Below are 15,794 nucleotides of genomic sequence, written 5' to 3' on the forward strand. Positions count from 1 at the left end.
AGGACGGACGCACGGCTCGCGCTCGCGCCCAACCTGACGTTGCGCGCGCGGGCCGCTGGTCTCGCCAACCATCATGGTTGTCCACGCCACGGCGCACTGGCCGAGTATGTTGACGTGGACGATTCCTGCGAAGGAATCCGGCTACTCCCCAAGGGGACGCGAAGCTTAGCACCGCGATTCGTGCGTGGCGCATTTCCAGCGAAACGCGCAGGCAGGGCTGGTTTGTATAGCGATGGCTATACCGCGAGCGCAGCAGCGCCGGGTAGTGCCGGCCGCTGGCCGGCAGCTGCGTCGGTAGACGCGTGCCAAGCAAGCTTGGCACCTACCAGGGCGTTTTCAGGCGTTCCAGGTGACTGCCGGCCAGCGGCCGGCACTCCCTCAATCTTCTTCCGGCGGCAGCACGATGGCGTCGTCGTCGATCGCCAGCTTGCCGGCCATCAGCACGGCCTGGGTGCGGTTGGTCACGCCCAGCTTGCGCAGGATGGCGGTGACGTGAGCCTTGATCGTCGCTTCGGAGACGTTGAGGTCGTAGGCGATCTGCTTGTTCAAGCGACCTGCGCCCAGCATCTGCAGTACGCGGAACTGCTGCGGGGTCAGCTCACGCAGGCGCTGGCCGACTTCGCGTTCTTCGCTGCCGGTGGGCGGCACGTTGTGCGCCTCCGGCGGCGCCCAGGTTTCGCCATCAAGAATGGTGCCCAGTGCGTGGCCGATGGTGTCCGAGTCGGCGGACTTGGGAATGAAGCCGAGCGCGCCGTGGTCGAGCGCGCGGCGCATCACCGTGGCTTCTTCGCGCGCGGACACCACCACCACTGGCAGGTGCGGGTGCAGCGAGCGCATGTGCACCAGCGCGTTGAAACCCTGTGCGCCAGGCATGTTGAGGTCCATCAGGACCAGGTCGGCGTCGTTGTGCTGGTCGGCCAGTGCGTACAGCGCTTCCACGCTGTCGGCCTCGAACAACTGCACGCCGGGGATGACCCGCTGCACCGCCCCGCGCAGGGCTTCGCGGAACAGCGGGTGGTCATCGGCAATCAGGAGGGTGGTCATGGTCGGGGGGAACCGTGGGGGGAAACTGCATGGGGCCAGACCCTCCGGGGGGGCAGAGCCCGTTCCTGGCGGAACGGGATCCGACCCCGGGGTCCGGCCCCGGGTCGTACGTCAGCGCACCTTGCGTTCGTCCACCAGCGAGGCCACCACCGACGGGTCGGCCAGGGTCGAGGTGTCGCCCAGCTGGTCCGGCGCGTTCTCGGCGATCTTGCGCAGGATGCGGCGCATGATCTTGCCCGAGCGGGTCTTCGGCAGGCCCGGCGCCCACTGCAGGTGGTCCGGCGTGGCGATCGGGCCGATCTCCTTGCGCACCCAGGCGATCAGCTCCTTGTGCAGCTCGTCGCTCGGCGCCTCTTCGGCCACCAGCGTGACGTAGGCGTAGATACCCTGGCCCTTCACGTCGTGCGGGAAGCCCACGACCGCCGCTTCGGCCACCTTCGGATGCGAGACCAGCGCGCTTTCCACTTCGGCGGTGCCGATGCGGTGGCCGGACACATTGATCACGTCATCGACGCGGCCGGTGATCCAGTAATAGCCGTCCTCGTCGCGGCGGCAACCGTCACCGGTGAAGTAGCTGCCCGGGTAGGTGCGGAAATAGGTGTCGATGAAGCGCTGGTGGTCGCCGTACACCGTGCGCATCTGGCCCGGCCAGGAATCGCGGATGATCAGGTTGCCTTCGGTCGGGCCGTCCTGGATCTCGCCATCGGCATTGACCAGCGCCGGCTGCACGCCGAAGAAGGGCAGGGTGGCCGAACCGGGCTTGAGGTCCATCGCGCCGGCCAGCGGCGAGATCAGGATGCCGCCGGTTTCGGTCTGCCACCAGGTATCGACGATCGGGCATCGGCTGTCGCCGACCACTTCGTAGTACCAGCGCCAGGCTTCGGGGTTGATCGGCTCGCCGACGCTGCCGAGCAGGCGCAGCGACGCGCGCGACGTCTTCTTCACCGGCTCCTCGCCTTCGCGCATCAGCGCACGGATGGCGGTCGGGGCGGTGTAGAAGATGGTCACCTTGTGCTTGTCGATGACGTTCCAGAAGCGCGAGGTGTCCGGGTAGTTCGGCACGCCTTCGAACATCAGCGAGGTCGCGCCGTTGGCCAGCGGCCCGTACACGATGTAGCTGTGGCCGGTAACCCAGCCGACGTCGGCGGTGCACCAGTAGATATCGTCTTCGCGCAGGTCGAACACCGCTTCATGGGTGTAGGCCGCGTACAGCAGGTAGCCGCCGGTGGTGTGCAGCACACCCTTCGGCTTGCCGGTGGAACCGGAGGTGTAAAGGATGAACAGCGGATCTTCCGCGTTCATGCGTTCCGGTTCGCAGGTGGACGGCTGGCTGTCCACCACATCGTGGAACCAGCGGTCGCGCGGCGCCTGCATGTCCACCGCGCCGCCGGTGTGGCGCACCACCAGCACGGTCTCCACCGTATTCGTGCCCGGCAGCTTCAGCGCGGCATCGACGTTGGCCTTCAGCGGGATCCTGCGGCCACCGCGCAGGCCTTCGTCGGCGGTGATGATCAGCTTGCTCTGGCAGTCGCTGACACGGTCGGCGATCGAGTTCGGCGCGAAGCCACCGAACACCACCGAGTGGATCGCACCGATGCGCGCGCAGGCCAGCATGGCCACCGCGGCGTCGACGATCATCGGCAGGTAGATGGTGACCCGGTCGCCCTTCTTGACGCCGAGGTTGCGCAGCGCGTTGCCGAGGCGGCAGGTGCGCTCGTACAGCTCGCGATAGGTCACATGCTGGGCCGGTGCATCCGGGCCGTCCGGCTCGAACAGCAGTGCGGTCTTGTCGCCGCGCGTTTCCAGCTGGCGATCCAGGCAGTTCACGCTGGCATTGAGCTCGCCATCTTCGAACCACTTGATGTGGAAGTTGGACAGGTCATAGCTGACGTTCTTGATCTTCGTCGGCTTGCGCATCCATTGCAGGCGCTCGGCGGCCTTGCCCCAGAAACCATCCGGGTCGGTCACCGATGCCTGGTACTGCTGTTCGTACGACGTCTTGTCGATGCGTGCCTTGGCGGCGAACTGCGGATCGACGGGGTAGATATCAGCCATGGCACCCTCACTTGCACGTTGACTTTGTATGTGCGGTCGCAGCATCGCAGCGACCGATCCCCCTCAGTTTGCCCCATCCACCCCCGGTCGCGTCACCACCCTGGTTAGACCATGGTCGAAAGTGAGCGCCCAGCAGGGGCGGGTTCGACCAATGGCGAATAGCCGCTGTACATAATCGCCCCGCAGTCTCGGCTCGACCGTGCCCCACGCGCGGCATCACCTTGCCACTTGGGAGAGAGGGCAACATGAGCCACCGTACGTTGAAAGCCGTGCGCACACCTTTGGCGGCCTGCCTGCTGGTCGCCCTGGTCGCGCCGGGCATGGCGTTCGCAGAGACCGCCAAAGAGAAAGCACTGGAAGCACGCGTTGCCGAACTGGAACGCCAGGTCCAGCTGCTGCTGTCTTCGCAGCAACAACAACAGACCCAGATCAGCCAGACCCAGCAGGCGGTGACCGAAGTGCGCACGGTGCAGGCCGAGCAGAAGCCGGTCGCGCAGGTGCCGGCCGGCAAGCAGCCGATCCAGGTCACCACCCTCACCCCGGGCGCCGCACCGGGCACCACGGTCAAGATCGGCGGCTTCATCAAGGCCGACTTCCTGGCCACTCAGACCAGCGATGGACAGCTGGCCGACGACGCCACCGGCCGCTCGCTGTACCTGCCGGGCCAGACCCCGGTGGAAGGCGCCGGCGGCAGCGGCAAGCGGTCGGGCACCGACTTCAATGCCCATGCCAAGTTCTCGCGCTTCAACCTGGGCATCGACAACGTGAGCGAATCGGGCAACAAGGCCGGTGCGTTCTTCGAGATGGACTTCTTCGGCAACTCGCTGGGCAACCAGACCGCCACCAACACCTATGGCGTGACCCTGCGCCACGCCTACATGTACTGGAACAACTGGCTGGCCGGCCAGACCTGGTCCAACTTCATGGACGCGGCCGCACTGCCCGAAGCGGTCGACTTCGTCGGCCCCACCGACGGCGTGATCTTCGTGCGCCAGGCCCAGGTGCGCTACACCCAGGGCGGCTTCAGCGTCGCGCTGGAAAACCCGGAAACCACCACCCTCACCGGCACCCGCAATCCGGTCACCGGCGCGTGGACCAACGCCAGCGCCAACTCCGACCGTGGCAGCCTGCCCGATCTGACCATGCGTTATGGCTGGAAGGGCGACTGGGGCACCTTCGGTGTCGGCGGCATCGTCCGCCAGCTGAAGGTCGACAACCAGGCCACCGGCGCCAAGGCCGACAAGGTGGCTGGCGGCCTGACCCTGGGCGGCAAGTGGGTGATGGGTGACAGCGATTCGCTGCACTACCAGCTCACCGGCGGCGAAGGCATCGCCCGCTACATCGGCCTGGGCATCACCGCCGACAGCGCCTACGACGTGGCCCGCGACGAGCTCAACCCGACCGGCGTGCTGGCCGGCTACGTGGGCTGGCGGCATGCGTTCTCGCCGAAGCTGCGCACCAACCTGATCTACGCGCGCAGCGACTACGACAACGACAGCATCCTCGGCCCGCTGGTGACCAAGAGCGTGCAGAGCATCCGCGGCAACATCTTCTATTCGCCGCTGCCCAAGGTCGATATCGGCGCCGAGCTGATGTACGGCCGTCGCGAAGTGGAGAACGGCAACAAGGGTGACATCACCCGATTGCAGTTCACCACCAAGTACAGCTTCTAAGAGCGTGCCGGCCAGCGGCCGGCACCTACCCAAAGCGGAGCCGGTCCAGCGGCCGGCACCTACCCAAAGCGGAGCCGGTCCCGTGACCGGCACCTACCGAGACTGAGTGCCGACCGGTGGTCGGCACCTACAGAGGGAAAACGTCCCATGTCCAGTACACCCAGCACCGCACATAAAGCGGGCACCCTGACCAAGGGCCACAAGAAGGTCATCTTCGCCTCGAGCCTCGGCACGGTCTTCGAGTGGTATGACTTCTTCCTGTACGGCTCGCTCGCGGCCATCATCGCCAAGCAGTTCTTCAGTGGCGTCAATGAAACCACGGGCATGATCTTCGCCCTGCTGGCGTTCGCCGCCGGCTTCTTCGTGCGCCCGTTCGGTGCGGCCTTCTTCGGCAGCCTCGGCGACCGCATCGGCCGCAAGTACACCTTCCTGGTCACCATCCTGATCATGGGCATCTCGACCTTCCTGGTCGGCGTACTGCCCAACTACGCTTCGATCGGTTTCGCCGCGCCGGTGATCCTGATCATCCTGCGCCTGGCCCAGGGCCTGGCGATGGGCGGCGAGTACGGCGGTGCCGCCACCTACGTGGCCGAGCATGCGCCGGACGACAAGCGCGGCCTGTACACCAGCTTCATCCAGTGCACCGCCACGCTCGGCCTGTTCATGTCGCTGCTGATCATCCTGGCCTGCCGCTACTTCCTGGGCAATGAAGCCTTCGAAGCCTGGGGCTGGCGCATCCCGTTCCTGGTATCGATCCTGCTGCTGGGCGTGTCGGTATGGATCCGCCTGCAGCTGAGCGAGTCGCCGCTGTTCCAGCAGATGAAGTCGGAAGGCAAGGGCTCCAAGACGCCGTTCCGTGACAGCCTGAAGGGCGGCAACCTGAAGCTGATGCTGCTGGTCCTGCTCGGTGCGGCGGCCGGCCAGGCCGTGGTCTGGTACGGCGGCCAGTTCTACGCGTTGTTCTTCCTCAGCAGCATGCTGAAGGTTGATGCCACCACCTCCTACCTGCTGATCGCGGCGGCGCTGGCGCTGGGCGTGCCGTTCTTCATCTTCTTCGGCTGGCTGTCCGACCGTATCGGCCGCAAGAAGATCATCCTGGCCGGCTGCCTGCTGGCAGCTGTTACCTACATCCCGATCTTCAAGGGCCTGACCCACTTCGCCAACCCGGCCATCGAAGAAGCCCGCAGCAGCTCGCCGGCGCTGGTCGTGGCCGATCCGAACACCTGCTCGTTCCAGTTCGATCCGGTGGGCCTGCGCAAGTTCACCAGCTCCTGCGACGTGGCCACCGCCGCGCTGACCAAGGCCGGTGTGCCGTACGACGTGCAGCCCGCCGCCGCCGGTTCGCTGGCGATGGTGAACGTGGGCAGTGCCAGCGTCACCTCGTATGAGGCCGCTGGCCTGACCAAGGAAGAAGGCAAGGCCAAGGCCGATGCATTCGGTGCGGAACTGAAGACCGCCCTGACCACCGCCGGCTACCCGGCCAAGGCTGATGGCGCCCGCATCAACATCGCCGGCACCATCTTCATGCTGTGGCTGCTGGTGCTGTACGTGACCATGGTCTACGGTCCGATTGCCGCTTATCTGGTCGAACTTTTCCCGACCCGCATCCGCTACACCTCGATGTCGCTGCCGTACCACATCGGCAACGGCTGGTTCGGTGGCTTCCTGCCGGCGATCTCGTTCGCGCTGGTGGCCGGTACCGGCAACCTCTACTACGGCCTGTGGTACCCCATCATCATCGCGCTGATGTCGGTGGTGATCGGCGGCCTGTTCCTGCGTGAGACCAAGGACGTGGATATCACTAAGTAACCGGTGGGTTCCATGCAGTGAAGGAAAGGCCGCGGTGCAGACCGTGGCCTTTCTGTTTGTGGGGTGTGCCCACTCGGCCCGCATCCGGTAGTGCCGGCCGCTGGCCGGCAACCTCCTGAATCGCCGCGCACATGAAGCCCTTGCCGGCCAGCGGCCGGCACTACCATTGCGTTGCGCAGCACCCCGTATAGTCGGCCCATGACCACCACTACGCCGGAAGACCTCCCCGCCCTCCTGCACACCCTGCGCAGCGCGTGGCAGGCTCACCGCCCCACGCTGGACCAGCGCGAAGCCGACCTGCGCCGCCTGCGCGAGGCGCTCAAGCCGCGACTGGACGAAATGGCCCAGGCCATCGCCGAGGACTTCGGCCATCGCGCCCACGTTGAATCGAAGCTGGCCGATGGCATGAGCGTGCTGTCGGCCATCGACCACCTGCGCCGCCACCTGCGGCGCTGGTCGAAGCCGCAGCGGGCATCGGCGGGATGGAAGCTGTGGCCGGCGCGCGCGCAGCTGCGGCCGACGCCGCTGGGCGTGGTCGGGGTGATCTCGCCCTGGAACTACCCGGTCACGCTGGCATTGGTGCCTTTGGCCACCGCCATCGCTGCGGGCAACCACGTACTGCTGAAGCCTTCGGAACACACGCCGCGCACCAGTGCGTTCCTGGCCGATCTGCTGGCCAGTGTGTTCCCGCCCGATCGGGTGGCGGTGGTGCAGGGTGGGGCGGACGTGGCGGCTGCGGTGTCTTCGCTGCCGCTGGACCATCTGCTGTTCACCGGCTCGACGGCGGTCGGCCGCAAGGTGATGGCCGCCGCGGCTGAGCATCTGGTACCGGTCACGCTGGAACTGGGCGGCAAGTCGCCGGCCATCGTCTGCCGTGATTTCCCGCTGGACAAAGCCGCCGCACGGCTGGCCACCGGCAAGTGGTTCAACGCGGGCCAGACCTGCATCGCGCCGGATTACGTGCTGATCGATACCGCGCGCCAGCGCGAGTTCGTGCAGGCGCTGCAGCAGCAGGTGCGCGAGCGCTATGGCGACTTCAGCGATGCCGACGACTACACCCGCATCATCAATGAAGGCCAGTACCGGCGCCTGCAGGGCTACCTGGCACAGGCGCGGCAGCGCGGGGTGCCGGTGATTCCGCTGGCGCAGGTGGACGACGCGCGCGCCGACCGCGAGCGCCTGCTGGTGCCGACCGTGGTGCTGGACCCGCCGGACGACCTGGACCTGATGCGCGAGGAGATCTTCGGGCCGATCCTGCCGGTGCGGGCCTATCCGGACCTGGAGGCGGCGCTGGCCGACGTGCTGTCCCGCGACCGGCCGCTGGCGCTGTATCCCTTCAGCCACGACACGGCGACGGTAGAGCGCATCCTCGGCCAGGTGGTGGCCGGCGGGGTGACGGTGAATGACACGCTGCTGCACTTCGCCGCCGATGGATTGCCGTTTGGCGGGGTCGGGGCCAGCGGCATGGGCGCGTACCATGGCCGGGCCGGGTTCGATGCGATGAGCAAGCGGCTGCCGGTACTGTGGCAGTCGCGCTGGGCCGCCAGCGACCGGCTGCGCCCGCCGTACTCGAAGATTGCGGGGTTGTTGAAGCTGCTGCTTCGGTAGTGCCGGCCGCTGGCCGGCAACTGCGGGGTCTTGCCGACGGTTCATGGGGTTGCCGGCCAGCGGCCGGCACTACCGGTGGGTGCCCACCTGGGGTGGCACGCGTGCCAAGCGCACCCGGGTAGAATGCCCGCATGAAAATCGCCTCGTGGAACGTCAATTCGCTCAATGTCCGCCTGCCGCACCTGGAGCAGTGGCTCAAGGACTTCGGCCCGGACATCGTCGGCATCCAGGAAACCAAGCTGGAGGACCACAAGTTCCCCGATTCGGCGCTGATCGCCGCCGGCTACCGCAGCGTGTTCGCCGGCCAGAAGACCTACAACGGCGTGGCGCTGCTGTCGCGTGAGCCGGCGCAGGACGTGCAGATCGGCATTCCCGGTTTCGAGGACGAGCAGAAGCGCGTCATCGCCGGCACCTTCGGCGACCTGCGGGTGATCAACCTGTACGTGGTCAACGGCCAGGACATCGGCACCGACAAGTACGCGTACAAGCTGCGCTGGCTGGAAGCGGTGCATGCCTGGATCGCCGAAGAACTGCAGCGCTACCCGAAGCTGATCGTGATGGGCGACTTCAACATCGCCCCGGACGCCCGCGACGTGCACGACCCGGAGGTATGGAACGACAACCACATCCTGACCTCCACCGCCGAGCGCGGCGCGCTCACCAAGCTGCTGCAGCTGGGCCTGCACGATGGCTTCCGCCTGCACAACGACGAGGCGGGTACCTTCAGCTGGTGGGATTACCGGGCGGCCGGTTTCCGCCGCAACCTCGGCCTGCGCATTGACCTGACCCTGGTCTCAGACGCGCTGAAGGGCAGTGCGGTGGCCTCGGGCATCGACCGCGAGCCGCGCACCTGGGAACGCCCGAGCGACCACGCGCCGGCGTGGGTGCAGATCGGTTGAACGAACGGGGCCCGACGATTGCCGGGCCCGTTCTGGAACATCTGCCGGCCAGCGGCCGGCACTACCCTCAGATCACCGTATGCTCTTGCGGGTGAACAGATTGACGATCGCCAGCAGGATCACCGCACCGATCAGCGAGAACAGGAAGGTGCGAAGGGTGATCGCTTCGTTGATGCCGCCGCCGAACAGCCAGCCGGAAATCAGCGCGCCGACGATGCCGACCACGATGTTGAGGATGATGCCCTGCTGGGCATCGCGCTTCATGATGATGCTGGCCAGCCAGCCTACGATGCCGCCGACGATCAGCCAGATGATGATGCCCATGATCGAACCTCCGGTGGGGAACTGTGACCAGTTGACGCGCACGGCCGTGAACCCGTCGTGCAATTGCGTGACGGGCGCGTGCGCATGAGCCTGCCAGCCACCCTCGACGGCCCGTGGCGCTTCGGTCCGGTGACCGTCTGGCGGCGCCCCCATGTGCCCGGCCAGCGGGGTGAACCGCAGGCGCGGCAGGTGCTGGCGCAGGCCCTCGGGGCTGATCCGGAGACGCTGCCGCTGGTCCGCGATGACAAGGGCCGGCCGGAGCTGAGCGGCCCGTTGGCCCACTACGGCACCGGCTGGAGCCACAGCGGCGAGGTGCTGCTGGTGGCGCTGGGCGAAGGCGTGCGGCTGGGCGTGGACCTGGAGCTGCTGCGGCCGCGGCCGCGCCTGCTGGAGATCGTGCGGCGCTTCTTCCACCCCCAGGAGGTGGCCTGGCTGGAACGCCTGGACGAGGCCGACCGCGAGCACTGGTTCTTCCGCGTGTGGTGCGTCAAGGAGGCCATCCTGAAGGCGCACGGGCAGGGCATCTCGTTCGGCCTGCACCGCCTGCAGCTGGCGCCGGGGGCCGACGGCGCCCTGCACCTGCACTGGTGCGACCCGGAGCTGGGCGAGGCCGCGCGCTGGCACCTGCACGAGTGGCAGGCCAGCGGCCAGTTCCGCGCCGCATTGGCCTGGTATCCGCACTGAAGCGGGGAATCGGCGTGCAAAACCGGCGATAATGCCGGCATGAGCGAACACCCACTTCCCGCCAGCGTGGCCGCCACGCTGGAACAGGGCCTGGCCAGCATGGGCCTGGATGCCGCGCTGGCGCCGCCGCTGCTGCGCTACCTGGCCCTGCTGCACCGCTGGAACGGCACCTACAACCTCACCGCCATCCGCGACCCGCAGGAGATGGTCACCCGCCACCTGCTCGACTCGCTGGCGATGCAGCCGTTCGTGGCCGATGGCAGCCTGGCCGACCTCGGCACCGGCCCCGGGTTGCCCGGCATCCCGCTGGCGATCGCCTGCCCGGGCCTGCAGGTCACCCTGGTCGAGAGCAATGGCAAGAAGGCGCGCTTCATGCGCGAGGCCGTGCGCCAGCTCGGCCTGGACAACGCCCGCGTGGCCGAATCGCGCGCCGAGGCGCTGGACGAGGCCGGTCGCTACGACCAGCTGACCGCGCGCGCGATGGACACCCTGGCCGGTATCGTCCGCGTCGGTGGCCACCTGTTGCGGCCCGGTGGCGTGCTGCTGGCCATGAAGGGCGTCTACCCCCATGAGGAGATCGCGGACCTGCCGGCGGGCTGGCAGGTGCGCGAGGTGACCCCGCTGAACGTGCCCGGGCTGGCCGGCGAACGCCACCTGGTCACCGTTACAGGCCCCTGATTCCCGGCGCCAGCCCCTTGTGGAACAACGGGTTGGCGATCCACGATTTCCGCAAGGGGCCGGTTGTACGCATAATGACCGGTCCCAGCACACGTCGACGAGGCACACCCGCATGGCCCGCATCATCGCCATCGCCAACCAGAAGGGTGGCGTCGGCAAGACCACGACCGCCGTCAACCTGGCCGCTTCCCTGGCCAACGCACCCAAGCGCGTGCTGTTGGTCGACCTGGATTCGCAGGGCAACGCGACCATGGGCAGTGGCGTGGACAAACGCGAGCTGGCCGCCTCCACCTGTGACCTGCTGCTGGGCGAGAACAGTGCCGCCGACGTGCGCGTGCAGACCGCCGAGGGGTACGACCTGCTGCCCGGCAACATCGACCTGACCGCCGCCGAGATCCAGCTGATGGGCCAGAGCGAGCGCGAGCAGCGCCTGAAGCGCGCGCTGGCGCCGATCCGCGACGAGTACGACTACATCCTGATCGACTGCCCGCCGGCGCTGTCGCTGCTGACGCTCAACGCGCTGGCCGCCGCCGATTCGGTGATCGTGCCGATGCAGTGCGAGTACTACGCACTGGAAGGCCTGAGCGCGCTGGTGGAAACCATCGAAGCGCTGCGCACCAGCCTGAACCCGGCGCTGGAGATCGAAGGCGTGCTGCGCACCATGTTCGACGTGCGCAACAACCTGGCCAACGCAGTGTCGGCCGAGCTCACCGAGCACTTCGGCGACCGCGTGTTCCGCACCATCGTGCCGCGCAACGTGCGCCTGGCCGAGGCGCCCAGCCATGGCCAGAGCATCGTCGGCTACGACCGCGCCTCGCGCGGTGGCGTGGCCTACCTGGGCCTGGCCGGCGAGATCATCCGCCGCAACAACGAACGCAACAAGGCCGGCAAGGCCGTGGAGATCGTCTGATGACCAGCAGCAAGCCGGCAGCCAAGAAGCGAGGCCTCGGCCGTGGCCTGGACGCGCTGCTGGGCCCGAAAGGCGCGGTCAGCCAGGTGCAGGCCACCACTGCGGTGATCGAGCCGCTGCCGGGTGAAGTGCTGCGCAAGTTGCCGGTCGGCCAGCTGCAGCCGGGCAAGTACCAGCCGCGCCGCGAGATGGACGAGGGCAAGCTGTCCGAGCTGGCCGACTCGATCAAGTCGCAGGGTGTGATCCAGCCGATCCTGGTGCGCCAGCTGCCGGCAGGCAACTACGAAATCGTCGCCGGTGAACGCCGCTGGCGCGCATCGCAGCTGGCCGGGCTGGATGAAGTGCCGGTGGTGGTGCGCGAGCTGGAAGACCGCACCGTCATCGCGATGGCGCTGATCGAGAACATCCAGCGCGAAGACCTCAACCCGCTGGAAGAAGCCGAAGCGCTGCAGCGCCTGATCAGCGAGTTCACCCTGACCCATGCCGAGGCCGCCGAGGCCGTCGGCCGCTCGCGCGCGGCGGTGTCCAACCTGCTGCGCCTGCTGGAGCTGCCGGTGGCAATCCGCCTGCTGCTGGAAACCCGCCGCCTGGAAATGGGCCACGCCCGCGCGCTGCTGACCCTGGCCCCCGAGCTGGCCGGCAAGCTGGCCCAGGAAGCGGCCGATGAAGGCTGGTCGGTACGCGAGGTCGAGCGCCGTGCGCAGGCCTTTGCCGCCGGCAAGGTGCCGAGCAACCGCGCGGCGGCCACGCCGAAGGTGCAGCAGGCCGACATCGCCTCGCTGGAAACCGAGCTGTCCGAAGCACTGGGCGCCAAGGTGGCGATCAATCATGGCCGCGGCGGCAAGGGCAAGCTGATCATCCACTACACCGACCTGGACACCCTCGACGGCGTGCTGGAGAAGCTGCGTACGCGCCAGGGCTGAGCCCGGCGCCGCGACAGGGGATGCGGCCTGTTCCTGCCGCGTCTGTAGATGACAGGGAACGCACCGCCGCGCGCACCGGGGGATGCACTGCTCTCCGGTCCGTGGCTTCATCCAGGGAGCAGGACATGAGCAACCCATTCGACGACGTCAGCCCGGGCGGCAGCCCGATCCTGGTGCACAGCCGCCAGAAGGACTTCGCGCTCGCCATCGGCGAAGAACAGCACATCGAGGCGATCAGCGCCCACCTCGAACGCCATCTGGGCCCGGTGTCCGGTGTCTTCCACGAGATCATCTCCGACCTGGTGCACATCGACGTGCACGTGGTGCCGGCCAATGACCAGTTCCCGTACCTGCGCCTGGTCACCTCCGGCATGAGCGACCTGCCGATGACCGTGCCCGCCGAGGTCGGTGCGGACGTGCCGCGCTACATGGAACTGATGGTGACCCTGCCGGCCGACTGGCCGATCTCCCAGGACGCTTTCGAGGACGAACGCAACTACTGGCCGGTGCGCCTGCTGAAGGGCATGGCGCGGCTGCCGCACGAGTACGACACCTGGCTGGGCTTCGGCCACACCATTCCCAACGGCCATCCCAGCGAGCCCTATGCGCCGGGCGTGGGCTTCGACGGCGCCATCGTGCTGCCGCCGGTGACTACCCCGGATGACTTCGCCACGCTGGAACTGGACGACGGCAGGACCATCAGCTTCATGACCCTGGTTCCGCTGTATCCGGAAGAGATGGACCTGAAGCTGAAGAAGGGCGCCGAGGCGCTGCTCGACCGCTTCGATGCGAAGAAGATCCAGGACGTGATCGAACCCGGCCGCACCAACGTGGCCAGGAAGCGTTTCGGGCTGTTCTGAGCCTGCGGCGTATCCTCTGCACCTGTCCTCATTGAATTCCAGGCAACTGCAATGACCCTCCTGCTCACCGGCGCTGCCGGCTTCATCGGTGCCTACACCGCCCGCGCCCTGCTGGAGGCCGGCCAGTCGGTGGTCGGCCTGGACAACTTCAACGATTACTACGATCCGCAGATCAAGCGCGACCGCGTGGCCGCGCTGTGCCCATCGCTGGACCTGCGCACCCTGGACCTGACCGACCGCGAAGGCCTGGCCGCACTGTTCGATGAAGTGAAGCCGAGCGCGGTGATCCACCTGGCCGCGCAGGCCGGCGTGCGCTATTCGCTGGAAAACCCGCACGCCTACGTCGACAGCAACCTGGTCGGCTTCGTCAACATGCTCGAGCTGTGCCGCCACGGTGGCGTGCAGCACCTGGTGTACGCCTCCAGCAGCTCGGTCTACGGCGATTCGGCCACGCCGCCGTTCTCCGAGGACCAGCGCGTGGACCAGCCGCGCTCGCTGTACGCGGCGACCAAGGCCGCCAACGAGCTGATGGCCCATACCTACGCGCAGCTGTACGGCCTGCATGCCACCGGCCTGCGCTTCTTCACCGTCTACGGCCCGTGGGGCCGGCCGGACATGGCGCCGCTGCTGTTTTCGCGCGCGGTGCTGGCCGGGCGCCCGATCGACGTGTTCAACGAAGGCCGCATGCAGCGCGATTTCACACATGTCTCCGACATCGTGTCGGGTATCCTCGGCGCGCTCGCGCATCCGTCCGATGGTCCGGTGCCGCACCGGGTGTTCAACCTCGGCAACCATACGCCGGTCGAGCTGGAGCGCTTCATCAGCGTGATCGAGCAGGCTGCCGGCCGCCCCGCGCAGAAGGTCTACAAGCCCATGCAGCCCGGCGACATGGTGCGCACGATGGCCGATACCCGGCGCGCGCATGACGCTTTCGGCTTCGATGCGGTGACCCCGATCGAAGCAGGGCTGCCGCCGGTGGTGCAGTGGTGCCGCGAGTATTTTGGTGATCGCGCCTGAGGACGGATCCTCACGCTGCCGGGTTCATCTTCGGATAACCTCGGCTGCGGAGAATGCGCGGTCTTTGTCCCCCCTTTGGCCGAGTGCCTTATGAGCCAACCCGAGCTTTCCGTTGTCGTCCCGGTGTTCAACGAGCGCGACAATGTCGCCCCGCTGGTCGCCGAAATCACCGCTGCGCTGCGTGGCCGGCTGCCGTTCGAGATCGTCTACATCGACGATCACTCGCGCGATGACACCCTGGCGGTGCTGCAGGGACTGAAGGCGACCACGCCGGAACTGCGGGTACTGCATCACGTGAACCAGAGCGGGCAGAGCACCGCCGTGCGCACCGGCGTCAAGCATGCGCGGGCGCCGTGGATCGCGACCCTGGATGGCGATGGCCAGAACGATCCGGCCGATATCCCCAAGCTGCTGGCCGCGCGCGACGCTGCCGATGCGCAGGTGAAGCTGTTCGCTGGCTGGCGCGTCAACCGCCAGGACAGTGGCAGCAAGCGCTGGGCCAGCCGCTGGGCCAACCGCATCCGCGCCCGCATGCTGCGCGATGACACGCCCGATACCGGCTGTGGCATCAAGCTGTTCGAGCGCAGCGCGTTCCTCGACCTGCCGTACTTCGACCACATGCACCGCTACCTGCCGGCGCTGATGCAGCGCGCCGGCTGGAAGACCACCAGCGTGCCGGTCAACCACCGCCACCGCACCGCTGGCGTGTCCAAGTACAACAACCTCGGCCGCGCGCTGGTCGGCATCCGTGACCTGCGTGGCGTGGCCTGGCTGATCACCCGCAGCAAGCGCACCGCGGTGGAGGAGCGTTGATGGATCTGGAGCTGCATTGGCTAGACCAGCCGCTGACCTGGCTGTACTGGACCGGCCTGCACGTGACCGGCTGGAAGCTGATCGGCTATACCGGCGCGCTGATGTTCGGCGGCCGCTGGCTGGTCCAGTTCGTCGCGTCCAAGCGCGCCGGCAAGCCGGTGATCCCGCGCCTGTTCTGGTACATGAGCGTGCTCGGCAGCCTGATGACGCTGAGCTACTTCCTGTTCTCGGCCAAGCAGGATTCGGTGGGCGTGCTGCAGAACCTGTTCCCGGCGTTCACCGCGCTGTACAGCCTGCACCTGGACATCAAGCACCGCGGCTGGAAGCGCGACAAGGCCAGCCACTGAGGCCTGCGGGGTGCCTGCCATGGGTAGCGTCGACTGTCAGTCGACTTTCGCGCGGAGCGCGGGCTTTGCCACTTCTGGCGGAAGAGCAGCCGACTGACAGTCGGCTCTACCCAGTCGGCTCTACCACGCGCCTCCGGCGCTGCAGGCAGG

The 15,794-nt window shown here is 67.4% G+C and carries 15 protein-coding genes and 1 riboswitch; of the genes, 12 read left to right on the top strand and 3 right to left on the bottom strand.

Annotation, left to right across the window (positions count from 1 at the left end; all coding sequences use genetic code 11):
• Positions 1 to 66: 66 nt before the first annotated feature.
• Positions 67 to 156: riboswitch (yybP-ykoY riboswitch) on the bottom strand.
• A gap of 222 nt (positions 157 to 378) precedes the next feature.
• Entirely contained in the window at positions 379 to 1,044 is a 666-nt protein-coding gene (locus BLS66_RS08695; RefSeq protein ID WP_006477308.1) for a response regulator transcription factor, read from the bottom strand.
• Between the two features lie 111 nt (positions 1,045 to 1,155).
• Positions 1,156 to 3,099: an acetate--CoA ligase gene (acs, locus tag BLS66_RS08700; protein ID WP_049471109.1), complete on the bottom strand. Its 1,944-nt coding sequence runs from the start codon at positions 3,097 to 3,099 to the stop codon at positions 1,156 to 1,158.
• Between the two features lie 245 nt (positions 3,100 to 3,344).
• On the opposite strand from acs, the gene BLS66_RS08705 reads away from it, so the two are divergent.
• From BLS66_RS08705 to xth, 4 genes are all read left to right on the top strand, one after another.
• On the top strand, positions 3,345 to 4,772 hold the full coding sequence (locus BLS66_RS08705) for a DcaP family trimeric outer membrane transporter (protein ID WP_074725654.1): 1,428 nt from the start codon (positions 3,345 to 3,347) through the stop codon (positions 4,770 to 4,772).
• 147 nt (positions 4,773 to 4,919) lie between these two features.
• Positions 4,920 to 6,581 carry an MFS transporter gene (locus BLS66_RS08710; RefSeq protein WP_057494016.1) on the top strand — a complete coding sequence of 554 codons (1,662 nt, stop codon included), beginning with the start codon at positions 4,920 to 4,922 and terminating at the stop codon, positions 6,579 to 6,581.
• Between the two features lie 198 nt (positions 6,582 to 6,779).
• Positions 6,780 to 8,189, top strand: a complete 1,410-nt coding sequence (locus tag BLS66_RS08715; protein ID WP_074725655.1) for a coniferyl aldehyde dehydrogenase — start codon at positions 6,780 to 6,782, stop codon at positions 8,187 to 8,189.
• Positions 8,190 to 8,320: 131 nt separating this feature from the next.
• Positions 8,321 to 9,088 (top strand): exodeoxyribonuclease III, encoded by a 768-nt coding sequence (gene xth, locus BLS66_RS08720; protein WP_074725656.1) that lies wholly within the window; start codon positions 8,321 to 8,323, stop codon positions 9,086 to 9,088.
• A 72-nt stretch (positions 9,089 to 9,160) separates the two neighbouring features.
• On the opposite strand, the gene BLS66_RS08725 is transcribed toward xth, so the two are convergent.
• Positions 9,161 to 9,412 carry a GlsB/YeaQ/YmgE family stress response membrane protein gene (locus tag BLS66_RS08725; RefSeq protein ID WP_014648887.1) on the bottom strand — a complete coding sequence of 84 codons (252 nt, stop codon included), beginning with the start codon at positions 9,410 to 9,412 and terminating at the stop codon, positions 9,161 to 9,163.
• 84 nt (positions 9,413 to 9,496) lie between these two features.
• On the opposite strand from BLS66_RS08725, the gene BLS66_RS08730 reads away from it, so the two are divergent.
• The 8 genes from BLS66_RS08730 to BLS66_RS08765 all read left to right on the top strand — a co-directional run bounded on the left by BLS66_RS08730 (position 9,497) and on the right by BLS66_RS08765 (position 15,644).
• A complete protein-coding gene (locus tag BLS66_RS08730; RefSeq protein ID WP_049471120.1) occupies positions 9,497 to 10,096 on the top strand; it encodes a 4'-phosphopantetheinyl transferase family protein in 600 nt (199 codons plus the stop codon).
• Between the two features lie 39 nt (positions 10,097 to 10,135).
• On the top strand, positions 10,136 to 10,774 hold the full coding sequence (gene rsmG / locus BLS66_RS08735; RefSeq protein WP_053504783.1) for a 16S rRNA (guanine(527)-N(7))-methyltransferase RsmG: 639 nt from the start codon (positions 10,136 to 10,138) through the stop codon (positions 10,772 to 10,774).
• Positions 10,775 to 10,886: 112 nt separating this feature from the next.
• Positions 10,887 to 11,684, top strand: a complete 798-nt coding sequence (locus tag BLS66_RS08740) for a ParA family protein (RefSeq protein WP_014648884.1) — start codon at positions 10,887 to 10,889, stop codon at positions 11,682 to 11,684.
• Positions 11,684 to 12,607, top strand: a complete 924-nt coding sequence (locus tag BLS66_RS08745; protein WP_074725657.1) for a ParB/RepB/Spo0J family partition protein — start codon at positions 11,684 to 11,686, stop codon at positions 12,605 to 12,607. Before BLS66_RS08740 ends, BLS66_RS08745 begins: the two co-directional genes overlap by 1 nt.
• Positions 12,608 to 12,732: 125 nt before the next feature.
• On the top strand, positions 12,733 to 13,467 hold the full coding sequence (locus tag BLS66_RS08750) for a suppressor of fused domain protein (RefSeq protein ID WP_074725658.1): 735 nt from the start codon (positions 12,733 to 12,735) through the stop codon (positions 13,465 to 13,467).
• Between the two features lie 51 nt (positions 13,468 to 13,518).
• Positions 13,519 to 14,484, top strand: coding sequence for an NAD-dependent epimerase/dehydratase family protein (locus BLS66_RS08755; protein WP_049471125.1), 966 nt, complete (start codon positions 13,519 to 13,521; stop codon positions 14,482 to 14,484).
• Positions 14,485 to 14,574: 90 nt separating this feature from the next.
• A complete protein-coding gene (locus tag BLS66_RS08760; RefSeq protein ID WP_049471128.1) occupies positions 14,575 to 15,297 on the top strand; it encodes a glycosyltransferase family 2 protein in 723 nt (240 codons plus the stop codon).
• Positions 15,297 to 15,644, top strand: coding sequence for a lipid-A-disaccharide synthase N-terminal domain-containing protein (locus tag BLS66_RS08765; RefSeq protein WP_014648879.1), 348 nt, complete (start codon positions 15,297 to 15,299; stop codon positions 15,642 to 15,644). Before BLS66_RS08760 ends, BLS66_RS08765 begins: the two co-directional genes overlap by 1 nt.
• Positions 15,645 to 15,794: the final 150 nt, after the last annotated feature.

Origin of the sequence: Stenotrophomonas pavanii (assembly GCF_900101175.1) — a bacterium.
GTDB lineage: Bacteria > Pseudomonadota > Gammaproteobacteria > Xanthomonadales > Xanthomonadaceae > Stenotrophomonas > Stenotrophomonas pavanii.

Coding starts and splice junctions, on each gene's coding strand:
- BLS66_RS08710 (WP_057494016.1), top strand. CDS start 4,920: ATGTCCAGTACACCCAGCACCGCACATAAAGCGGGCACCCTGACCAAG.
- BLS66_RS08715 (WP_074725655.1), top strand. CDS start 6,780: ATGACCACCACTACGCCGGAAGACCTCCCCGCCCTCCTGCACACCCTG.
- BLS66_RS08765 (WP_014648879.1), top strand. CDS start 15,297: ATGGATCTGGAGCTGCATTGGCTAGACCAGCCGCTGACCTGGCTGTAC.
- rsmG (WP_053504783.1), top strand. CDS start 10,136: ATGAGCGAACACCCACTTCCCGCCAGCGTGGCCGCCACGCTGGAACAG.
- acs (WP_049471109.1), bottom strand. CDS start 3,099: ATGGCTGATATCTACCCCGTCGATCCGCAGTTCGCCGCCAAGGCACGC.
- BLS66_RS08730 (WP_049471120.1), top strand. CDS start 9,497: ATGAGCCTGCCAGCCACCCTCGACGGCCCGTGGCGCTTCGGTCCGGTG.
- BLS66_RS08755 (WP_049471125.1), top strand. CDS start 13,519: ATGACCCTCCTGCTCACCGGCGCTGCCGGCTTCATCGGTGCCTACACC.
- BLS66_RS08725 (WP_014648887.1), bottom strand. CDS start 9,412: ATGGGCATCATCATCTGGCTGATCGTCGGCGGCATCGTAGGCTGGCTG.
- BLS66_RS08760 (WP_049471128.1), top strand. CDS start 14,575: ATGAGCCAACCCGAGCTTTCCGTTGTCGTCCCGGTGTTCAACGAGCGC.
- BLS66_RS08745 (WP_074725657.1), top strand. CDS start 11,684: ATGACCAGCAGCAAGCCGGCAGCCAAGAAGCGAGGCCTCGGCCGTGGC.
- BLS66_RS08705 (WP_074725654.1), top strand. CDS start 3,345: ATGAGCCACCGTACGTTGAAAGCCGTGCGCACACCTTTGGCGGCCTGC.
- BLS66_RS08750 (WP_074725658.1), top strand. CDS start 12,733: ATGAGCAACCCATTCGACGACGTCAGCCCGGGCGGCAGCCCGATCCTG.
- BLS66_RS08695 (WP_006477308.1), bottom strand. CDS start 1,044: ATGACCACCCTCCTGATTGCCGATGACCACCCGCTGTTCCGCGAAGCC.
- BLS66_RS08740 (WP_014648884.1), top strand. CDS start 10,887: ATGGCCCGCATCATCGCCATCGCCAACCAGAAGGGTGGCGTCGGCAAG.
- xth (WP_074725656.1), top strand. CDS start 8,321: ATGAAAATCGCCTCGTGGAACGTCAATTCGCTCAATGTCCGCCTGCCG.